Annotated in this window: 20 protein-coding genes; 13 read left to right on the top strand and 7 right to left on the bottom strand. The window is 67.8% G+C overall.

Annotated elements, in window-relative coordinates:
* Window positions 1-119 precede the first annotated feature (119 nt).
* From ACFTSF_RS00870 to ACFTSF_RS00860, 3 genes are read right to left on the bottom strand one after another with little or no spacing between them, the layout of a single operon-like run.
* The gene (locus ACFTSF_RS00870) at window positions 120-1,199 is read right to left on the bottom strand and encodes an epoxide hydrolase family protein (RefSeq protein WP_380151846.1); all 1,080 of its coding nucleotides are present in this window, start codon (window positions 1,197-1,199) and stop codon (window positions 120-122) included.
* Window positions 1,178-2,005 (bottom strand): alpha/beta fold hydrolase, encoded by an 828-nt coding sequence (locus ACFTSF_RS00865; RefSeq protein ID WP_380151845.1) that lies wholly within the window; start codon window positions 2,003-2,005, stop codon window positions 1,178-1,180. The genes ACFTSF_RS00870 and ACFTSF_RS00865 overlap by 22 nt, the downstream gene beginning before the upstream one ends.
* A gap of 37 nt (window positions 2,006-2,042) precedes the next feature.
* On the bottom strand, window positions 2,043-2,783 hold the full coding sequence (locus ACFTSF_RS00860; RefSeq protein ID WP_344161023.1) for a GntR family transcriptional regulator: 741 nt from the start codon (window positions 2,781-2,783) through the stop codon (window positions 2,043-2,045).
* 170 nt (window positions 2,784-2,953) lie between these two features.
* Between ACFTSF_RS00860 and ACFTSF_RS00855 the strand changes: the two genes are divergently transcribed.
* From ACFTSF_RS00855 to ACFTSF_RS00820, 8 genes are read left to right on the top strand one after another with little or no spacing between them, the layout of a single operon-like run.
* Entirely contained in the window at window positions 2,954-3,742 is a 789-nt protein-coding gene (locus ACFTSF_RS00855; RefSeq protein ID WP_380151844.1) for a TIGR03084 family metal-binding protein, read from the top strand.
* Window positions 3,739-5,451, top strand: a complete 1,713-nt coding sequence (locus ACFTSF_RS00850; RefSeq protein WP_380151843.1) for an acyclic terpene utilization AtuA family protein — start codon at window positions 3,739-3,741, stop codon at window positions 5,449-5,451. Before ACFTSF_RS00855 ends, ACFTSF_RS00850 begins: the two co-directional genes overlap by 4 nt.
* Window positions 5,448-6,563 (top strand): acyl-CoA dehydrogenase family protein, encoded by a 1,116-nt coding sequence (locus tag ACFTSF_RS00845; protein ID WP_380151842.1) that lies wholly within the window; start codon window positions 5,448-5,450, stop codon window positions 6,561-6,563. Before ACFTSF_RS00850 ends, ACFTSF_RS00845 begins: the two co-directional genes overlap by 4 nt.
* On the top strand, window positions 6,560-8,161 hold the full coding sequence (locus ACFTSF_RS00840; protein WP_380151841.1) for an acyl-CoA carboxylase subunit beta: 1,602 nt from the start codon (window positions 6,560-6,562) through the stop codon (window positions 8,159-8,161). The genes ACFTSF_RS00845 and ACFTSF_RS00840 overlap by 4 nt, the downstream gene beginning before the upstream one ends.
* Before the next feature lie 32 nt (window positions 8,162-8,193).
* Window positions 8,194-10,077 (top strand): biotin carboxylase N-terminal domain-containing protein, encoded by a 1,884-nt coding sequence (locus ACFTSF_RS00835; protein ID WP_380151840.1) that lies wholly within the window; start codon window positions 8,194-8,196, stop codon window positions 10,075-10,077.
* A complete protein-coding gene (locus ACFTSF_RS00830; RefSeq protein ID WP_380151839.1) occupies window positions 10,074-11,234 on the top strand; it encodes an acyl-CoA dehydrogenase family protein in 1,161 nt (386 codons plus the stop codon). The genes ACFTSF_RS00835 and ACFTSF_RS00830 overlap by 4 nt, the downstream gene beginning before the upstream one ends.
* A 15-nt stretch (window positions 11,235-11,249) precedes the next feature.
* Window positions 11,250-12,815 carry an AMP-binding protein gene (locus ACFTSF_RS00825; RefSeq protein ID WP_380151838.1) on the top strand — a complete coding sequence of 522 codons (1,566 nt, stop codon included), beginning with the start codon at window positions 11,250-11,252 and terminating at the stop codon, window positions 12,813-12,815.
* Complete coding sequence (locus ACFTSF_RS00820; protein ID WP_380151837.1) at window positions 12,808-13,413, top strand: TetR family transcriptional regulator; 606 nt, start codon at window positions 12,808-12,810, stop codon at window positions 13,411-13,413. Before ACFTSF_RS00825 ends, ACFTSF_RS00820 begins: the two co-directional genes overlap by 8 nt.
* Here ACFTSF_RS00820 and ACFTSF_RS00815 read toward each other — a convergent pair.
* Window positions 13,386-14,138, bottom strand: a complete 753-nt coding sequence (locus tag ACFTSF_RS00815; RefSeq protein WP_380151836.1) for an AraC family transcriptional regulator — start codon at window positions 14,136-14,138, stop codon at window positions 13,386-13,388. The two genes, ACFTSF_RS00820 and ACFTSF_RS00815, sit on opposite strands and share 28 nt — an antisense overlap.
* A 55-nt stretch (window positions 14,139-14,193) precedes the next feature.
* On the opposite strand from ACFTSF_RS00815, the gene ACFTSF_RS00810 reads away from it, so the two are divergent.
* Complete coding sequence (locus ACFTSF_RS00810; RefSeq protein ID WP_380151835.1) at window positions 14,194-15,336, top strand: MFS transporter; 1,143 nt, start codon at window positions 14,194-14,196, stop codon at window positions 15,334-15,336.
* On the opposite strand, the gene ACFTSF_RS00805 is transcribed toward ACFTSF_RS00810, so the two are convergent.
* Window positions 15,314-17,401, bottom strand: a complete 2,088-nt coding sequence (locus tag ACFTSF_RS00805; RefSeq protein WP_380151834.1) for an NACHT domain-containing protein — start codon at window positions 17,399-17,401, stop codon at window positions 15,314-15,316. The two genes, ACFTSF_RS00810 and ACFTSF_RS00805, sit on opposite strands and share 23 nt — an antisense overlap.
* A gap of 72 nt (window positions 17,402-17,473) precedes the next feature.
* On the opposite strand from ACFTSF_RS00805, the gene ACFTSF_RS00800 reads away from it, so the two are divergent.
* Window positions 17,474-18,928 (top strand): MDR family MFS transporter, encoded by a 1,455-nt coding sequence (locus tag ACFTSF_RS00800; protein WP_380151832.1) that lies wholly within the window; start codon window positions 17,474-17,476, stop codon window positions 18,926-18,928.
* Here ACFTSF_RS00800 and ACFTSF_RS00795 read toward each other — a convergent pair.
* The gene (locus tag ACFTSF_RS00795; protein WP_380151831.1) at window positions 18,921-19,505 is read right to left on the bottom strand and encodes a hypothetical protein; all 585 of its coding nucleotides are present in this window, start codon (window positions 19,503-19,505) and stop codon (window positions 18,921-18,923) included. The genes ACFTSF_RS00800 and ACFTSF_RS00795 overlap by 8 nt on opposite strands.
* Window positions 19,506-19,543: 38 nt before the next feature.
* On the opposite strand from ACFTSF_RS00795, the gene ACFTSF_RS00790 reads away from it, so the two are divergent.
* Window positions 19,544-20,569 carry a GNAT family N-acetyltransferase gene (locus ACFTSF_RS00790; RefSeq protein WP_380151829.1) on the top strand — a complete coding sequence of 342 codons (1,026 nt, stop codon included), beginning with the start codon at window positions 19,544-19,546 and terminating at the stop codon, window positions 20,567-20,569.
* Between the two features lie 375 nt (window positions 20,570-20,944).
* Here the strand turns inward: ACFTSF_RS00790 and ACFTSF_RS00785 are convergent, their stop codons facing one another.
* Window positions 20,945-21,118: a hypothetical protein gene (locus ACFTSF_RS00785; RefSeq protein ID WP_380151828.1), complete on the bottom strand. Its 174-nt coding sequence runs from the start codon at window positions 21,116-21,118 to the stop codon at window positions 20,945-20,947.
* Window positions 21,119-21,347: 229 nt separating this feature from the next.
* Here ACFTSF_RS00785 and ACFTSF_RS00780 point away from each other — a divergent pair, with 229 nt between their 5' ends.
* Complete coding sequence (locus tag ACFTSF_RS00780; RefSeq protein WP_380151827.1) at window positions 21,348-22,661, top strand: XRE family transcriptional regulator; 1,314 nt, start codon at window positions 21,348-21,350, stop codon at window positions 22,659-22,661.
* 25 nt (window positions 22,662-22,686) lie between these two features.
* A complete protein-coding gene (locus ACFTSF_RS00775; protein ID WP_380151826.1) occupies window positions 22,687-23,250 on the top strand; it encodes a GNAT family N-acetyltransferase in 564 nt (187 codons plus the stop codon).
* The last annotated feature ends 10 nt before the right edge of the window (window positions 23,251-23,260 follow it).

Below are 23,260 nucleotides of genomic sequence, written 5' to 3'. Positions count from 1 at the left end.
AACTCGGGGGTGCATACCCCGCACGGGGGCCTTGAACAGGTCATACCTTGTTCAAGGCCACGATGTCCTGTTCACACCCCCGGCAACTGCGGGGTTCGTGGCAGGTGGTGGTGCGCCAGCTATCGGTGGGTGGTGAAGAAGGTGTGGAGGTCTTCGATGAGGAGATCGGGGGCTTGGTGGGCGGCGTAGTGGCCGGCGGTGTTGTGTTGGGTCCAGGTGGTGATGTTGGCGTGGTCTCGGGTGGCGTAGGCGCGGATCGGGTCTAGGTCGTCGCGGAATGAGGAGACGGCCAAGGGGACTGTGGTTGGGGCTCCGGGGGGTGGCTGGCGGGAGTACTCGGCGTAGAGCTGCATGGCGGAGGCTGCTGTGCCGGTGAGCCAGTACGACGTGATGTGGGTGAGGAGGGTGTCGGGGTCGAGGTCGCCCATGACCTGGCGGTTCCAGTCGAGGAGACCGACTGGCGAGTCGTTCAGGGCGGTTGCGAGGACGTGCGGGCGTTGGGCGTGGACGTGGGCGTAGCAGCTGGATGAGCGCTGGAGATCACGCAGGCCGTCGAGGGCTTCTCGGTCGGCGGCGCTCAACGCCGTGCGGTCGGGTTCCACGCTGGGCGGGTAGGCGAGCCACTCGCCTTCGGGGAAGCAGAAGAGCTGGGTGACGTGTACGCCGGTGACTGCGTCCGGCGCGACTCGGCCGAGCTCCGGGGCGATGTGCGAACCCCAGTCGTTGCCGGCCGCGCCGTACCGGTGGTAGCCCAGGCGTTCCATCAGCGTCGCCCAGGCGCGAGCGATCCGGCGTGGTCCCCAGCCGCGGTCTGGCGTCGGACCCGACCACGTGTAGCCGGGCAGGGACGGGATGACGAGGTCGTAGCCGAGATCGGTCAGCGGGCCGATCACGTCGACGTACTCGACGATCGAACCCGGCCAGCCGTGCGAGAGGATCAGCGGGAACGCGTTCGGCCGGGGTGAGCGCACGTGCAGGAAGTGGACATTCGTCCCGTCGATCGTGGTCGTGTACTGCGGATACTGGTTCAGCCGTCGCTCCCAGGCGCGCCAGTCATAGTCGTCACGCCAGTAGTCGACCAGCTTCTGGAGGTCCGGCTCGAGCCTCGACCGGATGCCGGCCAGTCGTCGGCGGAGGTCGGTGAGTTGCTCCTCCGGGACCTCGATCACGTAAGGCGTCAGTTCTGCGCTGCCAGCCATTCGAGCCCCTCCTCCGCGTGCTCGACAATCGTGAAGTGGCTCGCGCCATCGTGGATCTGCAGGGTTGCCGTCGGGAGGTGCGTGGCGAGCCAGCTGCCGTGTGAGGGCGGGATGATGCGGTCCGCGGTTCCGTGCAGCAGGAGGATTGGCGCTGTGATCGTCTTGAGGTCGCAGCCCCAGGGGCGCGTGTACGACGCGTCGTCGTCAATCTGGCCGTACGGACCGGAGTCGAGGCCGGGGCCGGCGACCTTGCCCAGCCAACCCCATGGGCCGTCGAAAAGGCGGTGGTCGGCAGCGGCGAAGCCGGCGTCGTACTCGAAACCCGAGTCGTGCAAGGCGGCGCGCACCTCGGCACCGGCCGCTGCGCTCCCGAGGGCCGCGATGCCCGACGGGACCATGCCGGTGAACCAGTCCAACCCCTCAGCCCCGTACGGCGCGATCGCGGCCAGCGTGACGACCGCGCGGACCCGATCACCGAGTACGGCGGCCGTCCCCAGCGCGAAGGTTCCGCCACCGGAGTAGCCGACGACCGCGAACCGATTGAGTCCGAGTGCGTCCGCCACCCGCTCGGTGTCATGGGCGACCGAAGCCACCGTGCGTCCGCGGTCGGGGGTCGAACCGCCGTAGCCGGGGCGGTCGAACGAGATCCAGCGGAGGCCTCGGCGTTCGGCCGCCGCGAAGAGCGGTTCGGGTGGGGCGCCGACGTTCGGGGTGCCGTGGTTCCAGATCACGGGTATGCCGTCCGACCCAGCGTCGTACACATGCAGTGTCCGGCCGTCGGCGAGTTGCAGGTTTTTCTCGATCATGTCGGCGACGTCGGAGCGGGTCGGACGTCCTCGACATTTAGAAACTCGTGGCGCGCGACCTTGGTGTTTGCGTCATCCGGAGTTCGGTCGTGAACGCGTAGCGATCGCCACGGTAGAGGGCCGAGGTGTACTCGAAGACGCGGTCGCGGCTGTCGAAGCTGATGCCATGGGTGGCCAGGCAGGGCTGGGTGACCGGGATGTCGAGCCAGCCGGCGGTCTTGGCGTCGGGCATGACGGGTTCGAGGCGCGAGGTCCCGCTGACCACGTCGATGCCGTAGCGGTTGGTGAGCAGGTCGTAGAGCGAACCGTTGAGGTCCTCGGCCTCCACCCCCGGCACGTACGCCGCGGGCAAAGTGGTCCGCTCGACAACCATCGGGAAGTCGTCCGCGAGCCGCAGCCGGGTGAACGCGATGATCGGATCACCAACCGGAATCCGCAGCCGCCGCGCGGCCGCTCGCTCCGCCTTCTGATGGCGGAACTCGAGCATGGTGGTGCCCGGACGCATCCCGCGCCGGCGGATGTCCTCGGAGAACCCGATCATCCCCAGCCAGCGCGCCACCTTCGGACGAGTCGTGTACGTGCCGCTGCCATGCCGCCGTACCAGCAGCTCTTCGATCACGAGCTCGTCGACGGCACGACGCAACGTCATCCGTGCCACGTTCCAGCGCACGGCCAGCTCCCGTTCGGGCGGCAGCGCAGCGCCCTCCGGCAGCGTGTCGATCAAACTCAGCAACAACGCCCGGATCTCGGCGGCCTTCCCCGGCAGCGAACCATGCATGCCTCTTGGGTAACACTCCAGCATCCCCCACCGAAAGCCTTTCCACGACTGTCGAAGACAGCCGCACTAGACCACCGAAGAAGTTTCGATCCAGAAAACAAGCACGCTTGATTCTTTTTGCTGACCGTGTCAGTCTCGGTGGCACGATCTCCACCCCCTGGGAGTGCGGCGTGCAAGTAGACGAAGTGCTGGCGGATCTGTGGGCCGAGAGTGCTGAGCTGGATCGGCTGGTCGGTGGTTTGGCCGCCGACGAGTGGTCTCAGCCGACGCCGGCCGACGGCTGGACGATCGCGCATCAGATTGCGCATCTGGCCTGGACGGATGAGGCTGCGCGGTTGGCGGCGGCGGAGCCGGAGGGGTTTGCGGAGCTGGTGAAGGTCGGGGCGACCAATCCGACAGGGTACGTCGATGATGCGGCGGCCGAGGGTGCTGCGTTGCCGCCGGATCAGCTGCTGGTCCTTTGGCGGGAGTCGCGGGCGGACCTGGCGGAGGCGCTGAAGGGGGTGCCGGCCGGGGAGAAGATCCCGTGGTTCGGACCGCCGATGAGTGCTACCTCGATGGCGACCGCGCGACTGATGGAGACGTGGGCGCACGGGCAGGACGTGGCTGATGCGCTCGGGGTGCGGCGGCCGCCGAGTAATCGACTGCGGCATGTTGCGCACTTGGCGGTGCGGACGCGTGGGTTCGCGTACTTGCTGCATGGGCGGAGGGCGCCGGACGTCGAGATTCGGGTCGAGCTGGTCGGGCCGGATGGGGATGTGTGGAGCTGGGGGCCGGAGGATGCGGCGCAGCGAGTGAGCGGACAGGCCCTGGACTTCTGCCTGCTCGCAACCCAGCGCCGGCACCGCGACGACCTGGCCGTGGTTGCGGAGGGCGCGGATGCGGACGAGTGGTTGGGCATCGTGCAGGCGTTCGCGGGGTTGCCAGGTAAGGGGCGCGAGCCGGGGCAGTTCACGTGAGCGCGCCTCTTCGGATTGGGAATGCTTCCGGGTTCTATGGGGACCGGTTTAGTGCTGTGCAGGAGATGTTGACTGGTGGGCCGCTGGATGTGTTGACCGGGGACTACCTGGCTGAGTTGACGATGTTGATCCTTGGGCGGGATCGGCTGAAGGATCCGTCGCTCGGGTATGCGCGGACGTTCCTGAAGCAGCTCGAGAGTGGGTTGGGCGAAGCACTCGACCGTGGCGTGAAGATCGTCAGCAATGCCGGTGGACTGAACCCGGCCGGCCTCGCGCAGGCGATCCAAGAACTCGCAGACCGGCTCGGCCTGCATCCGAAGATCGCGTACGTCGAAGGTGACGATCTGCTCGCTCGAGCCGCCGAGCTCGATCTCGGTACGCCGTTGACGGCCAACGCCTATCTCGGTGCCTGGGGAATTGCCGAAGCGCTGCAGGCGGGTGCTGATGTCGTCGTGACTGGTCGTGTCACCGACGCCTCGGTGATCGTCGGGCCGGCGGCCGCACACCACGGGTGGAAGCGGAACCAGTACGACGAACTGGCGGGCGCGGTCGTCGCCGGGCATGTGATCGAGTGCGGTTGTCAGGCGACCGGCGGCAACTACTCGTTCTTCAGCGAGATCCGCGATCTCGGCCGACCGGGGTTCCCGATCGCCGAGATCCATGCGGACGGCAGCAGCGTGATCACCAAACACGACAAGACCGGTGGCGCGGTCACGATCGACACGATCAAAGCGCAGTTGCTGTACGAGATCACGGGTGCCCGGTACGCGGGTCCGGACGTGACCACGCGGCTCGACACGATCGAGCTCAGTGAAGACGGCGCCGACCGGATCCGGATCAGTGGGGTGCGTGGTGAGGCTCCGCCGCCGACGTACAAGGTGTCGTTGAACAGTGTGGGCGGGTTCCGCAACGAGGTGAACTTCGTGCTGACCGGCCTGCAACTCGAGGAGAAGGCCGAGCTGGTCAAGGCGCAGCTTGAGCGTGGGCTCGCGAAGCAGCCGGCGGAAATGCAGTGGACGCTGGCCTGGACTGAGAAGCCGAACGCGGACTCCGAGGAGGAGGCCAGCGTCTTCCTGCGCTGCGCGGTGAAGGACCCGGATCCGAAGGTGGTCGGGCGCGCATTCTCCAGTGCGGCGGTCGAGCTGGCGTTGTCGAGTTACCCCGGGTTCCACGCAGTCGCGCCGCCGGGCGACGGATCGCCGTGCGGCGTCTTCCAGGCCGGGTACGTCGACATCCACGAGGTCGAGCACGTCGTCGTACTGCCCGACGGGGCGCGGGTGGTCATCGAACCCGCGGCGGAGACGCAGCCGCTGACCCCGGCTGAGGATGCAGGGCTGCCGATCCCGTTGCCGTCACTGGCGTCGACCGGTCGGCCGCGGACGCGGGAGGTCCCGCTCGGGCGGCTCGTGGGGGCGCGGTCCGGTGACAAGGGCGGCGACGCGAACGTCGGGGTGTGGGTGCGCGACGAGAAGGCGTGGCGGTGGTTGGCGCACACGCTGACTGTCGAGCTGTTCCAGGAGTTGCTGCCGGAGACTGCCGAACTGACCGTGACGCGGTACCTGCTGCCCAACCTGCTCGCGATGAACTTCGTCGTCGAGGGGTTGCTGGGTGAGGGGGTCGCCGCGCAGGCGCGGTTCGATCCGCAGGCCAAGGCGGTCGGCGAATGGCTGCGTTCTCGATATGTCGACATCCCGGAGATGTTGCTGTGAACGACTTCAGAGCGAGCGTGCGACGGTTCATGGCAGCGGAGGTCTTGCCGCAGCTGGATCAGTGGGAGCGGGACGGCGAACTGCCGCGGGAATTGCACAAGAAGGCCGGTCAGCTCGGGTTGCTCGGGGTTGCGTTTCCAGAGGCGGTCGGCGGCGGTGGTGGGTCGTTGCACGACATGCTCGCGGTGGTCGAGGAGATGCATTACGCCGGTGGATCCGGTGGACTGGTCGCATCGCTGCTGACGTGTGGGATCGCCGTACCGCATATCGTTGCTGCAGGCAATCAAGAGCAGATCGACCGTTGGGTGCGACCAACGCTCGAAGGGGAGCTGATCGGGGCGCTCGCGATCACCGAGCCTGGTGGTGGGTCCGATGTCGCCTCGATCCGGACGACCGCCGTACGCGATGGTGACTTCTTCGTGGTGAACGGCGCGAAGACCTACATCACCTCAGGAGTACGCGCGGACTTCGTCACCACGGCCGTCCGCACGGAGGGTGCGGGTGCGCACGGGGTCAGCCTGCTGGTGCTGGAACCCGGGATGTTCGAGGTGTCGCGCAAGCTGGAGAAGATGGGCTGGCTCTGCTCGGACACTGCTGAACTGAGCTTCACCGACGCCCGGGTACCGGTGCAGAACCTCGTCGGCGCGCCGGGCTCAGGATTCGTCCAGCTGGCGGTGAACTTCGTGGCCGAGCGACTCACGCTCGCCGTCCAGGCGTACGCCGGCGCGCAGCGCGCGCTCGACCTCACCGTGCAGTGGTGCCGGGATCGGGAGACGTTCGGGCGGCCTTTGATCTCGAGGCAGACGGTTCAGCACACGCTGACCGAGATGGCTCGCCGGATCGACGTCGCGCGAGTGTATGTGCACCACGTCGCGGAACGGGCCGAGCGCGGCGACGACGTGATCGCGGAGACGTGTTTCGCGAAGAACACCGCGGTCGAGACCGGCCAGTGGGTGTGCGACCAGGCGCTCCAACTGCACGGCGGGCTCGGTTACATGCGCGAGTCCGAGATCGAGCGCCAGTACCGCGACCAACGCATCCTCGGCATCGGCGGCGGCGCCACCGAGATCCTCACCGGCCTGGCCGCCAAACGACTGGGGTTCACCGCATGACCACAACGTCCGAAAACACGCCGACCACGCCCTCCGATCCTTCGGACGCTAATCGCTCGGCGATGCTCGAGAAGTTGGCGGCGCTGGAGATTGAGCACGGTAAGGCGTTGGCGGGGGGTGGGGAGAAGTACGTCGCTCGGCACCACAAGCGCGGGAAGTTGCTGGCTCGGGAGCGGATCGAGTTGCTGGTCGATCCGGATTCGGCGTTTCTGGAGTTGTCGCCGTTGGCTGGGTGGGGGTCGGACTTCACGGTCGGGGCGAGTCTGGTGACCGGGATCGGGGTGGTCTGCGGGGTCGAGTGTTTGATCACCGCTAACGATCCGACCGTGAAGGGTGGTGCCAGCAATCCGTGGACGTTGCGGAAGGCGTTGCGGTCGGACGAGATCGCGCGGGCCAACCGGTTGCCGGTGATCAGTTTGGTCGAGTCCGGGGGTGCGGATCTGCCGACGCAGAAGGAGATCTTCATTCCGGGCGGCGCGATGTTCCGGAACCTGACTCGGCTGTCGGCCGAGGGGATCCCGACGATTGCGCTGGTGTTCGGGAACTCGACCGCGGGTGGTGCGTACATCCCGGGGATGAGCGACTACGTGGTGATGGTCGATGGTGGCGCGAAGGTGTTCCTGGCGGGGCCGCCGCTGGTGAAGATGGCGACTGGTGAGGACGCCGACGACGAATCACTCGGCGGTGCGTCGATGCACGCCCGGAAGTCGGGGCTGGCGGACTACTTCGCGGTTGACGAGCAGGACGCGATTCGGCTCGGGCGACAGATCGTGTCGCGGTTGAACTGGAAGAAGCGCGGTCCGGCGGCAGCGCCGTCGTACCAGGAGCCTTTGTTTGACGCGGATGGGCTGCTCGACATTGTGCCGGGGGATCTGAAGGTGCCGTTCGATCCTCGGGAGGTGATCGCTCGGGTGGTGGACGGGTCGGTGTTCGACGAGTTCAAGCCGCTGTACGGGTCGTCGCTGGCGACGGGCTGGGCGTCGGTGCATGGGTATCCGGTGGGGATTCTGGCGAATGCGCGCGGGGTGTTGTTCAGTGAGGAGTCGCAGAAGGCGGCGCAGTTCATCCAGCTGGCGAACCGGTCCGATACGCCGCTGATCTTCCTGCACAACACGACCGGGTACATGGTCGGCCAGGAGTACGAACAGGGCGGGATCATCAAGCACGGCGCACAGATGATCAACGCGGTCGCCAACTCCAAGGTGCCGCACGTGTCGATCCTGATGGGCGCGTCGTACGGGGCCGGGCATTACGGGATGTGTGGGCGCGCGTTCGATCCACGGTTCCTGTTCGCGTGGCCGTCGGCGAAGTCTGCGGTGATGGGGCCGCAGCAGCTGGCCGGCGTGCTGTCGATCGTCGCCCGGGCCGCCGCGGAGGCGAAGGGGATGCCGTACGACGAGGACGGTGACGCAAAGATGCGCGCGTACGTCGAGGGTCAGATCGAAGCGGAGTCGCTGCCGATGTTCCTCTCCGGACGCCTGTACGACGACGGTGTGATCGACCCGCGGGATACGCGGACTGTGCTCGGCATCTGTTTGTCCGCAATCCACTCGGCTCCAGTCGAAGGCACATCATCCTTCGGCGTCTTCCGGTTGTGAGCCCGATGTCCACCCCAGCCCAGGAGTCGCGCGTGATCACGTCCGTGCTTGTTGCCAACCGCGGGGAGATCGCTCGCCGCGTGTTCCGAACCGCCCGGTCGCTTGGGCTCTCCACCGTTGCCGTCTACTCGACGGCGGACGCGGACTCGCCGTACGTGGATGAGGCTGATGCGGCGGTGCACTTGCCGGGGAACGCGCCGGGTGAGACGTATCTGCGCGGGGAGCTGGTGATCGAGGCGGCGCTGCGGGCGGGGGCGGATGCGGTGCATCCGGGGTACGGGTTCCTGTCGGAGAACGCGGGGTTCGCAGTGGCGGTGATTGAGGCGGGGCTGACGTGGATCGGGCCGCCGGTGGACGCGATCTCGTCGATGGGGTCGAAGATCGAGTCGAAGAAGCTGATGGCGGCTGCTGGAGTTCCGGTGCTGGCTGAGCTGACGCCTGCGGAGGTTTCCGAGGCTGATTTGCCGGTGTTGGTGAAGGCGTCGGCCGGTGGTGGTGGGCGCGGGATGCGGGTGGTGTCGCGGCTCGCGGATCTGCCGGGTGAGATCGAGGCGGCGTCGGCTGAGGCGTTGTCGGCGTTCGGGGACGGGACGGTGTTCTGCGAGCGGTATCTGCCGAGCGGGCGGCATATCGAGGTGCAGATTCTGGCTGATCAGCACGGGACGATCTGGGCGGTCGGGGAGCGGGAGTGCTCGATCCAGCGACGGCATCAGAAGGTGGTCGAGGAGGCGCCGTCGCCGTTGGTGGAGCGCATTCCGTCGATGCGGCCGCTGTTGTTCGACGCGGCGCGGAAGGCCGCGGCGGCGATCAGCTATGTGGGTGCGGGGACAGTCGAGTTCCTGGCGGACGAGGACGGGAACTTCTACTTCCTGGAGATGAACACGCGGCTTCAGGTAGAACACCCGGTCACCGAGGAGACCACGGGACTCGATCTGGTCGAACTGCAGATCGCGGTCGCGGACGGTGCGCGACTGCCGGCTGAGCCGCCGCCCACGGTGGGACACGCGATCGAGGTGCGGCTGTACGCCGAGGATCCGCACCGCGACTGGCAACCGCAGACCGGCGTACTGCACAAGTTCCAGGTGGATTCGAGCGTGCGGGTGGACTCGGGGGTGGAAAGCGGGTCGGTCGTCTCGCCCTACTACGACTCGATGCTGGCCAAGGTGATTGCCTATGGCGCTGATCGGACGGCCGTTGCTCGGCGGTTGGCGGGGGTGTTGGAGCGGGCGACGATTCATGGGGTGGGGACCAACCGGGCGTTGCTGGCTTGGATTCTGCGGCATCCGGCGTTTCTGGCTGGTGATACCGATACCGCGTTCTTCGCGACCCACGGGATCGGCGGGTCGAGTGGTTCGGAGGAGTTGTCCGCGTTGGCGGCGGCGTTGGCGGATGCGGCTGGGCGGGGTCGGCCGGTGGGGGTGCCTCGTGGGTGGCGGAATGTGGCTTCGCAGCCGCAGCGGAAGAGTTACCGGGTTGGCGAAACCACTTATGACGTTGAGTATCGGCTGACTCGGGACGGGTTGGTTGTTGCGGGCAACATTCAGCTGGTGGAGAGTGCGCCGGATCGGGTGCTGCTGGTGGTGGACGGCGTCCGGCGGGTGTTCGAGGTGGCGGCGTACGACGGGCTGGTCTGTGTGGGGCCGGTCAATCTGATTCCGGTGCCGCGGTTTGTGGATCCTTCGCGGCAGGTCGCGGCGGGGTCGTTGGTGGCGCCGATGCCGGGGACGGTGATCCGGGTCGGGGTGCAGGTTGGTGAGGTGGTCAAGCAGGGGCAGCCGCTGTTGTGGCTGGAGGCGATGAAGATGGAGCACACGATCGCCGCGCCGGCTGACGGCGTTGTCGGTGAGCTCAATGTCGAAGCGGGTCAACAGGTCGAGGTCGGCGCCGTACTGGCTGTCGTTGGGGAGGAAGCATGAGCTTCTATACAGAGTCCGAAGAGCGTCAAGCCTTGCGCAAGGCGGTCGGCGAGCTGGGGAAGAAGTACGGCTACGAGTGGTTCGACAAGCAGGCGCGCAGTGGCGGGAACACCAGCGAGCTGTGGGCCGAGGCGGGGAAGCTCGGCTACCTCGGCGTGAATCTCCCGGAGGAGTACGGCGGCGGTGGCGGCGGGATGGGCGATCTGTCGATCGTGCTGGAGGAGCTCGGTACGGCGGGTTGTCCGTTGCTGATGATGGTCGTGTCGTCGTCGATCGTCGGTACCGTGATCACGCGGTTCGGCACGGCTGAGCAGAAGCAGCAGTGGTTGCCGGGACTGGCCGACGGGTCGACGACGATGGCGTTCGCGATCACCGAGCCGGACGCGGGGTCGAATTCGCACAACATCACCACGACTGCCCGCCGTACCGAGGACGGCTGGGCGTTGTCGGGACGGAAGGTCTTCATCTCCGGACTGGATGTCGCGCAGGCGATGTTGGTGGTCGGGCGGACCGAGGACGCCCGGACCGGCAAGCTGAAGCCGGCGTTGTTCGTTGTGCCGACCGACGCGGCCGGGGTCGAGTTCCAGCAGATCGAGATGGATCTGATCAGCCCGGACAAGCAGTTCACGCTGTTCCTGGATGATGTCCAGCTGCCGCGCGAGGCGCTGGTCGGGTCCGAGGACGCGGCGCTGATGCAGCTGTTCGCGGGGCTGAACCCGGAGCGGATCATGGCGTCGGCCTTCGCGATCGGGATCGCCCGGCACGCGCTCGGCAAGGCGCTCGCCTACGTCAAGGAACGCCAGGTCTGGAACACGCCGATCGGCGCCCACCAGGCGATCGCGCACCCGCTCGCTCAGATCAAGATCGAGCTCGAACTGGCCCGCCTGATGATGCAGAAGGCCGCCGCGCTGTACGACGCCGGTGACGACCTGGGCGCGGGTGAGGCCGCGAACATGGCGAAGTACGCCGCGGGTGAGGTCGCGGTCCGCGCCACCGACCAGGCGGTCCAGTCGCTCGGCGGAAACGGCATGACCAAGGAGTACGGCGTCGCTGCGCTCTCGACGGCGGCGCGCGCGGCCCGGATCGCGCCGGTGAGCCGGGAGATGATCCTCAACTTCGTTGCCCAGCACAGCCTGGGCCTGCCCAAGTCCTACTGAGAGAGGCCGCCCCCGATGATCATCACCAGCGAGTTCCCGCCCGTCGAGGTTGTCGACGTCCCGCTGCACGACGCCGTGCTCGGTCGCGCCCAGGAGTACGGCGACCGCGCGGCGCTTGTCGACGCGGTCAGCGGCCGCGAGATCAGCTACGCCCAACTCGACCACATGACGCGCCGAGTCGCGGCCGGTCTGGCTGAGCTCGGGATCCGCCAGGGTGACGTGGTCGCGCTCTACAGCCCGAACACGATCCTCTACCCGGTCGTCTTCTACGGCACCACCCGCGCGGGCGCGACCGTGACCACGGTCAACGCGCTCTACACGGCCGACGAACTACGCAAGCAACTCGTCGACTCGAAGGCGAAGTTGCTGGTGACGATTTCGCTGTTCCTGCCGGCCGCCACGGCAGCGATCGAGGGCACGGACGTCACGGAGATCTTCGTCTGTGACCAGGCCGAGGGCTACCGCTCGGTGATGGAGCTGGTCGCGTCGACCGCACCGGAGCCTTCGGTCACGATCAATCCGGCTGAAGATGTCGCGGTGCTGCCGTATTCGAGCGGCACGACCGGTTCGGCCAAGGGTGTGATGCTCACCCATCGGAACATCGCGACGAACCTCGTCCAGGCCGAGGCGACGTTCGCGATGGAGGACGGTGAGCGGATCATCGCGATCCTGCCGTTCTTCCACATCTACGGGCAGTCCGTGCTGATGAATCTGCCGTTCCGCTTCGGCGTGACAGTCGTCGTACTGCCGAAGTTCGAGCTGCAGCAGTTCCTGACCACGCTCGACGAGCAGAAGATCACCCGCGCGTTCGTCGCGCCGCCGATCGTGCTGGCGCTGGCTAAGCATCCGGCGGTGGACGGCGTGGACCTGTCGGCGCTGAAGTATCTGACGTCCGCGGCGGCTCCGCTGGACGCGGAGTTGGCTGAGGCGTGTGCGAAGCGGCTCGGACTGCACGGCGTGCTGCAGTGCTACGGGATGACCGAGTTGTCGCCGGGGACGCACGCCGTACCGCAGGACGACCCGGAGCCGCCGCCTGGTGCCGTCGGCAAGCTGTTCCCGTCCACCGAACAGCGGGTGGTCGGTGCCGATGGCAACGATGTTGCGGATGGCGAGGTCGGCGAGATCTGGATCCGCGGGCCGCAGGTGATGAAGGGGTACCTGGGCCGGCCGGGCGAGACCGACGCGACCATCGATCGCGAGGGCTGGTTGCACACCGGCGATCTCGGGCGGATGGACGCGCGCGGCTACCTGCACATCGTCGATCGGGTCAAGGAGCTGATCAAGTACCACGGCTACCAGGTGGCGCCGGCCGAACTGGAGGCCGTGCTGCTGACCGACGAGCGGATCGCGGATGCGGCGGTGATCGGGGTCGCTTTGGAGGGCAACGAGGTCCCGAAGGCGTTCGTCGTACCGATGCCGGGGTCGGGGCTGACCGAGACCGACGTGCTCGAGTACGTCGCCGCGCGGGTGGCGCCGTACAAGAAGGTGCGGCAGGTGGAGTTCATCGAGGCGGTACCGAAGGCTGCCTCCGGGAAGATCCTGCGGCGTGAGCTCAGAGCGCGCGAGGCCGCCCGTGAGTGATGCACTCCGAGCACCCCAACAGGACCGCAGCCGGGCCACCCGGCAGCGGTTGCTGGAGGCCGCGGTCGATTCACTCGCCGAGGTCGGGTACGCCGCGACCACGGTGGCCGTGGTCGCGGCCCGGGCCGGGGTGTCGCGTGGTGCTGCCCAGCACCACTTCCCGACGCGGGCGGATCTGTTCGCGGCTGCGGTCGAGTACATGACCGAGGTGCGGCTGGCGGAGATCCGGGCTGCTGTGTTGCCTACCGGGCCGGGGCGGACTGAGGCGATCGTGAGCATGTTGGTGGATGTTTACACCGGGCCGCTGTTCCGGGCTGCGCTGCATTTGTGGGTGGCGGCGTCGACTGAAGAGGCGCTGCGGGCGCAGATCGTTCGGCTGGAAGAGCGGGTTGGGCGGCGAGCGCACCGGGCGCTGCTCGACGTACTGGACGTTTCGGAGCGGACTCCCGGCGTACGGGAGACGGTGCAGGGGGTGTTGGATATGGCTCGGGGGCTGGGGCTGGCTGATCTGCTGTCGGATGACAGTGCGCGGCGGCGCGGGATTGTGCGGCAGTGGAGCCGCATCCTCGATCAGGCTCTGCTGGCGCCTGGGGTGTGACCGAAGGACCGTTTGAAGGTGTCGATGAACGCACTGGTCGACGCCCAGCCGGTTTGGTGGGCTACTCGAGTCACTGAGTCGCCGGCTGCGAGCAGTCTCAGCGCGGTGTGCAGTCTGAGCTGGGTGCGCCACTGCGGGAAGGTCATGCCGAGGTCTGAGCGGCAGAGTCGGCTGAGGGTGCGTTCGCTCGCGCCAACGTGAGCGCCGAGCTCGGTGAGGGTGCGGTTGTCGGATGGGTCGTTGTGCAGGAGTTCGCAGAGTGCGGCCAGGCGGGGGTCGCGCGGAGCGGGCAGGTAGGTAGGGCGCTGGGGTGAGCGCTTCAGTTGGTCCAGCAGCACCGCGCGCAGCCGCGCCCGCTCGGTGGAGTCGGCGGGGGCGGCGCGTCCCTCACCCTCGTCCCCGGAGGTGTAGGTGAGGATCAGCTCCCGCAGCAATGGGCTCACGACGAGGGCGGATGGTGCCTCGAGGGCTAGCGGGTTGTCCGTCAGGCCGATGGTGTGTAGGGCGGTGTCGCCGTACGCGCGGTGTTCGTGGACTGTGCGGGCCGGGATCCAGATGGCTCGGTTGGCTGGGGCGATCCAGCTGCCGGCGTCCGTGGTCACCGACAGGACGCCTTGGCCGGCGTACACGATCTGGTGCTGGTCGTGCCAGTGCGCGTCGACCTCGCCGCCGGCGGGAATCGGCAGGATTCCGGTCGAGGCGTCAGAGTGGCGGATTTCCGGCATAGGTTGGCATTTTATCGGAAGCCGGACAGCCGCCTCAGGGCCGACGATCGTTGGTGTGAGGAGAATTCAACCGATCGGGCTGATGGCTGTCGGTCATGCGTGTGTCGATGTGTACCAAGGCGCCGTACCGGCTCTGGTGCCGTTTCTGGTGGCGGAACGCGGGCTCGGGTACGTCGCAGTTTCCGGGATCACGTTGGCCGCGACGCTGCTGTCGTCCGTGGTGCAGCCGGTTTTCGGGGTGTTGACGGACCGGCGGCCGTTGACCTGGCTGATCCCGGTGAGCATGACGACGGCCGGGCTCGGGATCGGGTTGATCGGGGTCGGCGATGCGTACTGGCTGGCGTGGCTCGCGGCTGCGCTGTCGGGGCTCGGTGTGGCGGCGTACCACCCCGAGGCCGCTCGGATGGCGCGGGCGGTCAGCGGTGGGAGCCATGTCGGGATGAGCTGGTTCTCGGTCGGCGGGAACGTCGGGTTCGCACTGGCACCGGCTCTCGTGACACCGATCGTCGCGGCCGGTGGACTGCGGTGGACGCCCGTGCTGATCGTCCCCGCGCTCTTCGGTGCGGTGATCACCCGGCTGGCGGTGAGGTCCGCCGCGTTGGTTGCTGCCAGCAACCTTCAGGTCCGGGGCGTGGACGACTGGCCGTCGTTCGTGCGGTTGTCGGCGATCATGGTCTGCCGGTCGATCGTGTTCGTCGGGCTCGGCACCTTCATCGCCCTGTACGCCGGTCAACGGGTCGGCGGCGGTACCACGACCGGCGGGATCGCGCTGTTCATCCTGTTCGCGGCAAGTGCCTTCGGGACCCTGCTCGGCGGCCGGTTCGCCACCCGATTCGGTCGGATCCGGACCCTGCGGGCGTCGTACGCGATCGCCGTACCAGCGATTGCTGCCCTGGTCTTCGTCCCCGGACCAGCCTTCTTCGCCTTCCTGGCCCTGACCGCCATCGCCATGGCGATCCCGTTCTCGCTGCATGTCACCCTCGGCCAGGACTTCCTCCCCACCCGCGTCGGCACTGCCGGCGGTATGACACTCGGCCTCGCTGTCAGCATCGGTGGCATCGGCACCCCGATCCTCGCCACTCTCGCCGAACACACGTCGCTGCAGACCGCGCTGACGACACTGATCGCACTACCGCTGGCGTGCGCCCTGCTGGGCTACCTGCTGCGGGAGCCGGTCAGCGGTTCTGCCGCCGGATGACCTTGGCCGCCAAGTCGTCCGGGTTGCACTCAGCCAGGTGGTCGCGGATGAGCAGGTGGATGAACGAGTACTCACCGGGGGCGGTGCGAGCGAGCACGTATCGGTCGGCGGCGAACTGAAGGAAGGGCCGGCGACGCCAGGGCAGGTCGCCGTTCCAGCAGAGCATGGTGTCGAAGAGGAGTCGGTAGAGCCAACCCGAACGCCCTGTCTGGCTCCCGAAGAGACCTCCACCAACGAGCCCGAAGAGCAGGCCGAGCAGGACCTGGCCGTCGGGTGAAGCGAAGTCGGCTCCCAAGGCCGCGGCCAGCGCGATCCCTGCCGTGCCGCCGCCCAGCGGCCACGGGACAAGCCGCAAGTGCGGCTTCGGCGGCAGCTCGTACGGCCAGGACGGCGGACAGTTCAGGGTGCGGATACCCCAGGCGACGAACAGACCGATGACGAAGCCGGGCGGGAAGCCCCCTGGGGTGACGACACTGGCCGGCAGCAAATCGATCAGTCCCATCGCGGCGACCAGCAGGACGACGCTCGTGAGCGCCCCGACGAGCAGACCGAGCAGCAGCACAACACGATGCCGTCGGTCGTCGGAGTGGAGCGAGACGATGTCGCGGGCGGCTGGATAGCGGACTGCCAGCAGGACACCCAGAACGGCGACGGTCAGGCCGGCCAGGACGCCGTACTGGGCTGTGGTCACCAGGGTCGCCCCGGCCACGAGCCCACTGAGCAGAGCGCGCAGGCCGACCATATGCAGCAGGTAGAGCACGTCGGCATGCATGACGCCGTCCTGGCCCTCGGCAGTGGGCCAGCGAGGCACCACCGTCTGAGCGCCGTGCCGGTTACTGGTTCGCCAGGCGAGGGTTCGCAACGCGCGGACGGCGGCACCGGCGCCGTACTCGCGCTCTGTGGACCGGTGCCGTGCCAGTACCTCGACGATGAACGTGTCGAACAGATCCCGCCGTACGTCGGCCAGGTCGTCGGCCGCGACGTCTTCGGGGCCACGGTCTTGGTACGCCAGCAGGAGGACGTTGAGCATCAGGGGTGAGGTGACCAGATCCCACAGTTCGTCGTCGTACTCGATGGCTGCGCGGGCTCCGTCGAGTTCGGGACCGACTGCTTCGAAGTACTCGAGGACCTGTTGTCTGGTGAGCGGTCTGATGTGTACTGCGCCGTTGAGGATCAGCTGGTGGCTCAGCTGCTCGTAGTCGTGGGTGCGGCAGGTGACGGCGAGCTTGGGGATCGTGTAGTGCTTCTGCAGATCCAGCAGGACGCTTGCCAGCTTGTCGCGGTGTGCGCGGTCGATCTCGTCCAGACCGTCGAAGAGCAACGCCAGGTGGCCGCGCAGCAACCAGCTGCGGCCGACGGCCGGTGGGATGCCGTAGCGGAGGCGTAGCTCATTCAGCAGCCAGCGGACGAACCCGGCCAGCAGTGGGGTGTCCCTCGGGTGGTCGTCCTTCTGGTGCGACGGTGCGGCTGTCCAGCTCGCCAGGTCGACCAGGACCGGGATGGGGGCGCGGTCGTCGGCCGCGGCCTGTCCGGCGAGGGTGCGGGCGAGGCTGAGCAGCAGGGTCGTCTTGCCGGCACCGGGTGCGCCCAGGATCAGCATCGAGTCCTGGAGCTCGTCGAAGACCTCGGCGATGGCTGCGTTCTCGGGGAGCTGCCGCGGTTCGCTGTCGATCGGCTGGACGAACAGGTCGTACGGGCGGACGACTGCGGACGGACGCTCCTCGAGGGCGAGAGCGACCCGGGTCCGGGCCGCGAGGGAGACGGCGACCCGCTGGTTCAGGTAGGTGTCGACGCTGCGGAGCAACAGTTGCCGGTTGCGCGGTACGTCGGCCGAGCGGCTGGAGATGACCGGGCGCTGGCGGCTGCGGACCTCGGCCAAGGCCGTGAGCACGAGAATCAGCCAGAGGACGCCGATCGCCGGCCACGTCCAGGCGACGTACGGGGTGAGGAAGGCGGGCGCCGTACCGCCGGTGCCGACGTTGATGGCGATCGGGAGCAGGACCAGGCTGAGCGAGGCGGTCAGCACGATCACGGCGGCACGCAGCACGGTGTCACGGATCCTCACGCCCCGGAGCGTATCGGTCCTTGGATCAAGCCTGCAGGAATTGTTCAACGATCACGTAAGTTGGCTTTTGTCATGACTACTGAGCGGGTCGACCGCGCGAGTGTCGGGCTGAGGTCGGAACGCGGCCCGATTCTGCTCGCGGTGATGCTGAGTACCGGGCTGGTCGCCCTCGACGCGACCATCCTCGCCACGGCCGTTCCCTCGGTGGTCGACGACCTGGGCGGGTTCACGCAGTTCCCCTGGCTGTTCTCGATCTACCTGCTGGCCCAGGCGGTTTCGGTACCGATCTACGGCAAGCTCGCCGACCTGCGCGGGCGGAAGCCGATGATCCTGCTCGGGGTCACCCTGTTCGTGGTCGGGTCGGTGCTGTGCGGGTTCGCCTGGAGTATGCCTGCGCTGATCGCGTTCCGGCTGATCCAGGGGCTGGGCGCAGGTGCGATCCAGCCGATCGGGATGACGATCATCGGCGACATCTACACGGTCGCCGAGCGGGCCAAGGTTCAGGGTTATCTGGCCAGCGTGTGGGGGATCTCGTCGTTCGTCGGGCCGACGCTCGGTGGTGTCTTCTCCGACTACATCTCCTGGCGCTGGATCTTCTTCGTGAACGTGCCGCTCGGTGTCGCGGCGGCGATCGTGCTGCGCAAACGGTTCCAGGAGAAGACGGCAGAGAAGACGAAACACCAGATCGACTACGCGGGCGCCGTACTGCTGGCCGTCGGTGGTTCGTTGCTGCTGCTCGGCCTGCTCGAGGGTGGCGTGATGTGGGCCTGGGACTCGCCGGTCAGCATCGCGATCCTGGCGGTCGCGGTGATCCTGATCGTCGCCTTCGCGCTGGTCGAACGCCGAGCGGCCGAACCGATCCTGCCGCCGTGGGTGCTCAACCGCCGGGTGCTCAACTCGGCCAACGCGACCGCGTTCCTGATCGGCCTGCTGATGATGGGACTGTCGACGTACGTGCCCGTCTTCGCGCAGGGCGTGCTCGGGACCTCCGCCCTGATCGCCGGCTTCGCGCTGGCCGCGATGACGATCGGCTGGCCGATCTCCGCCTCGCTGTCCGGGCGGATCTACCTGCGGCTCGGGTTCCGCTGGACGATGCTGCTCGGGTCGGCCTTCGTCGTACTCGGCGCGGGCATTTTGCTGACGGTCGGCGCAACCAGCAGCGTCTGGCAGCTCGCCGCCGCCTGCTTCGTGATCGGCGTCGGCCTCGGCTTCTCGTCAGCACCGGCCGTCGTCGCGGCCCAGTCGTCCGTCGACTGGCAGCACCGCGGCGTGGTCACCGGCGCCAACATGTTCTCCCGCTCGGTCGGCAGCGCCGTCGGCGTCGCCACCTTCGGCGCAGTAGCCAACGGCGAGATCGCCGCCCGCCTCGGCGGTGCCCACGCCGACCTCGAGAACCTCCCACCCGCCGTACTGGCTCCAGCCATCCACGACGTCTTCTACGGCGCCGCGGCCGCCGCCGTACTCCTCATCGTCGCCGTAGCCTTCATCCCCAACCGCATCCCCGAACAGCCACTCGCTTCTAGTTAGGGAGTGGGCCGGTCAGGGCTAGCCATAGGCCGGCGAGGAGGACTACGACGCACATGGCGACGACTGCTCGGCCGATTCGCTGGTGGGTTGGATGGGGTAGCGGGGTGCCGGCTAGCTTGCCGGCGATGATGTAGGTGAGGGCGGCGACGACGAACATCGCGAAGATGGAGAGTCCGGCGGCGCCCCAGCCGTAGCCGAGTGGTTGGGCGTCGGGGTAGACGTCGCCGAACACCTTCTGCTGCGACTGACCGCGGCGGCTGCCCACCAACATCGCTGAGGACGCCGCTAGGGCGAGGGCTGTGAACGCGAGGAACAACCGCAGGCGGGGGGCCACGCGCACCCGCAGGCTGACCAGCAGCGCGATGACCACGAGTGGTACGCCGAGCCACGCCCAGCCGAGTGCGCGCAGTACTAGCTCGTCGTGGCCGACCGCCGCGCCGAGCCAGCGGACGAACGGCTTCACGTACTGGTGCCCGATCACGCCGGAGGTCAACAGCACGACGAGCACCGCGATGGTGCCGACTTTGCTCCAGCGGCTGATCGCCACGAGTCCTGCCACCAGGGGTCTGTTCCGCACGGGGGAACTCTGTCAGATGAGCGGTCTAGGTTTCGTGTATGCGGAACGTGGACTGTGTGGGTGCGCTGATCCGGGACGGGCGCGGGCGGGTTTATGTGCATCGGCGATCGGCGGATCGGCGGTTGTTGCCGGGGATCTGGGACATCGTGGGTGGGCATGTCGAGGTGGGGGAGACGCCGGAGGAGGCGTTGGCTCGGGAGGTTGAGGAGGAGACGGGGTGGGTGGTTCGCGAGGTTCTCGGGGTGGTTGCGGACTGGGAATGGGAGTGGGAGGGGCGGGTACGGCGGGAGCTTGACTACCTGGTCGTGGTTGACGGGGAGCTGGAGCGGCCGCGGTTGGAGGTGGGGAAGCACGACGCGTCGGCGTGGGTCGGGGTGGACGACCTGGAGTTGCTGATGGTCGGGCGGACCGATGGGGACCGGCGGTTGCGGGACATCGTGGCGCATGTCGTGCGGATGCGGTTGACCGAGCGGTTGCGGCTCGAGCCGGTCAGTGGACCGGGTGCGGTCCTGGGCGGACATGTAGCGGACCTGGTGCGGCTATTCGCTGATCCGTGGGTGGCGCACTGGTACGACGAGGAGTGGTCGCCGGAGGTGGCTGCGGAGCGGGCGGCGGAGATGCAGGCCGCCTGGGAGCGCGATTCGGTGTGCAAGTGGATCGCGTACGAGCGGGCGAGTGGGGAACTCGCCGGGCGGGGTGGGTTATCCCGGATGACTGCGGGATCACCGGTGGCCGTCGCGATCGAGAAGCTCGTTGGGGCGGAGTGGGCGGTTGATCGGTTGGAGTTGGGGTGGGCGTTGGTGGAGGCGGCGCGGGGGCGGGGGTTGGCTACCGAGATCGGGCGGGCCGGGTTGGAGTTCGCGTTCGGGACGTTGGGGGCACGCTCGGTGATTTCGTTCACCGAGCGTCACAACACGGCGTCTCGCGCGGTGATGGAGCGGCTCGGGATGACGTATGCGGGGGAGATCACCGCGGAGGGGTGGGTGGACGGCGTACCGGAGGTGCAGCCGGATGCGCCGTTCGCCGTGTATGTCATCGGACATGACAGAGGCTCCGCTGTGTGACCGCCCAGGCGCGGCGGTCACACAGCGGAGCCGGCCACCTCGGGGGGTGGTTCCTGGTGAGGTGTCAGGAACCACCGGTGGTGTCCTACCGCCCAGGACACCCAGCCCCGGCCTGGCCCGAGGTGTCGGCCAGGAGGTGAGGTGGTGGTTGGAACGGCTGGGCGGCGGCGATACAGGGACTCAGCCGCCAAGCCCAGCCGGGCTTTGGGCGGTGCGGTCCGGGGCTGAGGAGTGCCCCGGACCGCACCTGGGTTTCGTTCGGAACTGAGGAGGGTCCCGAACCTTCCAGAAGAGCTGAACCCTGAACGTGAGGAGACTCCAGGGTGCAGCTGACCGGGTCTGAGGAGGACCCGGAAGCGTAAACAGTTGTTTGAATCAGTCCGTGCTGTCGAGCGGACCGAGCAGGTCGTTGGTGACCTTCAGGCCGGCGAAACGGCGCCGCATCGCCTGCTCGTAGCGGGCCGCCAGCGGCGCTTCCGCGACGTACTGGGCGATCACATGCTCACCGAACCACACCCGAACCCGGCGACGATGCTGTCGCGCGGTCATTTCCGCGATGCTCACTACCTCTCACCCCGTAACTCTGAGCCCTTGCAACCAGTTGGACTTACTGGTTGTCATGGCAGTAATGGTGCACGAGCCCAACGTGACCGCTCTAGGACCTGAAGAGGACCTTTGCCGGACCTCTTCCGGTCCTCTGGCGGACATCTGGAGGACAGCACCTTGTCGTGGGGCATGAGTCGAGACAACGTCTGTTCTGACGTGAACGGGAGGAACGATGGCGGCGAGGTTGGCGCCTAAGACGGTCCTGGCGCATTTGATCCAGCGCCGGAACCAGACCTACTCCGAGATCGTCGCCGAGTTCGTCGAGCTGGGTGGAACCATCACCGAGCGGCACCTGCGGCGTCTCGCATCGGGCGAGCGGGCAGGGACCACTCCACAGACCCGGCGCACCCTGCAACGCATGTTCGGAAAGCCGGTCGAGGAGCTCCTCGCGCCGTACGTCCCCGAGCAGGCGGCTCCGCACCACGCGGGCGGGCAGATGGTGCCGGTGGCTGCCACGGGTGGACGGATCACGACAGGTAACGAGATGGAGGTTCTCGACATGGCTGCCAGCCGAGCGAGGGCATTTGCCCTTGCGGCCCAGTCCGGTCTCGGAAGCGAGGCCATGGAACAGGTGTACGACGACGTTCGCCACGTCGCGAAGGCCTACCCGCAGCGCCCTCTGCCGGAGATCCTCGGTCAGCTGGTGGAGACGCAGGACCTGGTCTTCGCCCTGCTGGAGAGCCGGCAACGCCCGGAGCACCTGCGGCAGCTGTACTTCCTCGGCGGAGTGACCGGTGGTCTGCTCGCCAAGGCTTCGCACGACCTCGGGAACCCGCATGCGGCGTTGACGCAGGCGCGGACCGCGTTCCTGTGCGCCGACAACGCCGACCACCACGGCCTGCGCGCCTGGGTGCGCGGCCTGCAGTCCCTCGTCTCGTACTGGGCCGGCAACCCGCACGACTCCGTCCGCTACGCCCAGCTGGGCGCCGGCTATGCCGAGCAGGCGAACAGCACCACCAGCGTCTGGCTCCCTGTCAGCGAGGCCCGCGCCTGGGCCGCCCTCGGCAACCCGGAGGCCACCCGGGCCGCGCTCGAGCGCGCCGAGGACGCCTGGGACAACGTCCAGAACGACGACCTCGACGACATGGGCGGCCTGTGCACCTTCGGGCGCAACCGCCAGCTGTACTACGCGGCCGACGCGCTCGCGTGGCTTCCGGGTGAAGGCGAGCAGGCCGAGCGGTACTCGCGGCAGGCCGTCGACGCCTACTCCGACCAGAACCACCCGGAGTGGGCCTTCGGCGACGCCGCCGGCAGCCACGCCGCGATGGCGATCAGCCGGATCGCCACCGGTGAGCTGGACGGCGCCGCGGATGCGATCGCACCCGTGCTCGACCTGCCGACCGAGCGTCGGATCAACGGCGTCGTGCACTCGGCCCGCCGGGTTCACCAGGCACTGCGCCAGTCCGGTCGCGCCGACGACGCGCGGGAGCTGCAGGAGGAGATCGAAACTTTCACCCGGACGCCCATGCAGACGCTCAACCGCTGACCCCGGCCGCTCCCACAATCGCCCCATGGAGCCTCTCAGCGGCGCGCGGATCCTCCTGCGGGAGTTCCGCGCGAACGATCTCGACGACTACCTGGCCATCTCCGGTGACGACCGTGTCACCGACTGGATGGCATTCAACAGTTACGACCGGGCGAAGGCGACCGAGATGCTGGAAGGCATTCTCGAGCGCTCGGCCCGCACCGACCGCCCCGACTACATGCTCGCCATCGCCCGCCAGGACGACGACCGTGTGGTCGGTTTCGCGCGGATCGCTCCGGGTACCCCGGCAAGTGGTCCCTGGTCGGCCAAACTCGGGTACGCCGTTCATGCCGACCACTGGGGTAACGGCTACGCGACCGACGCCGCGAAGGTGATGGTCGGATTCGCGTTCGGCACCCTCGGCGTGCACCGGGTGACCGCCGCCATCGGCCCGGAGAACGCAGCCTCGATCGCGGTCGTGAAGCGGGTCGGATTCAGCTACGAGGGTCATCTGCGTGACCATGTGTTCACGAACGGTGCCTGGCGGGATTCCTTGCTGTACTCGATCCTGGAGAACGAGTGGGGAGTGTCTCTTGATTCCACGCCGTAGCGAGCATGTG

Origin of the sequence: Kribbella sp. NPDC056951 (assembly GCF_042674205.1) — a bacterium.
Taxonomy (GTDB): Bacteria; Actinomycetota; Actinomycetes; order Propionibacteriales; family Kribbellaceae; genus Kribbella; species Kribbella yunnanensis.
Note: the sequence above shows the minus strand (reverse complement) of the source record. Positions and strands in the feature narration are given on the sequence as shown.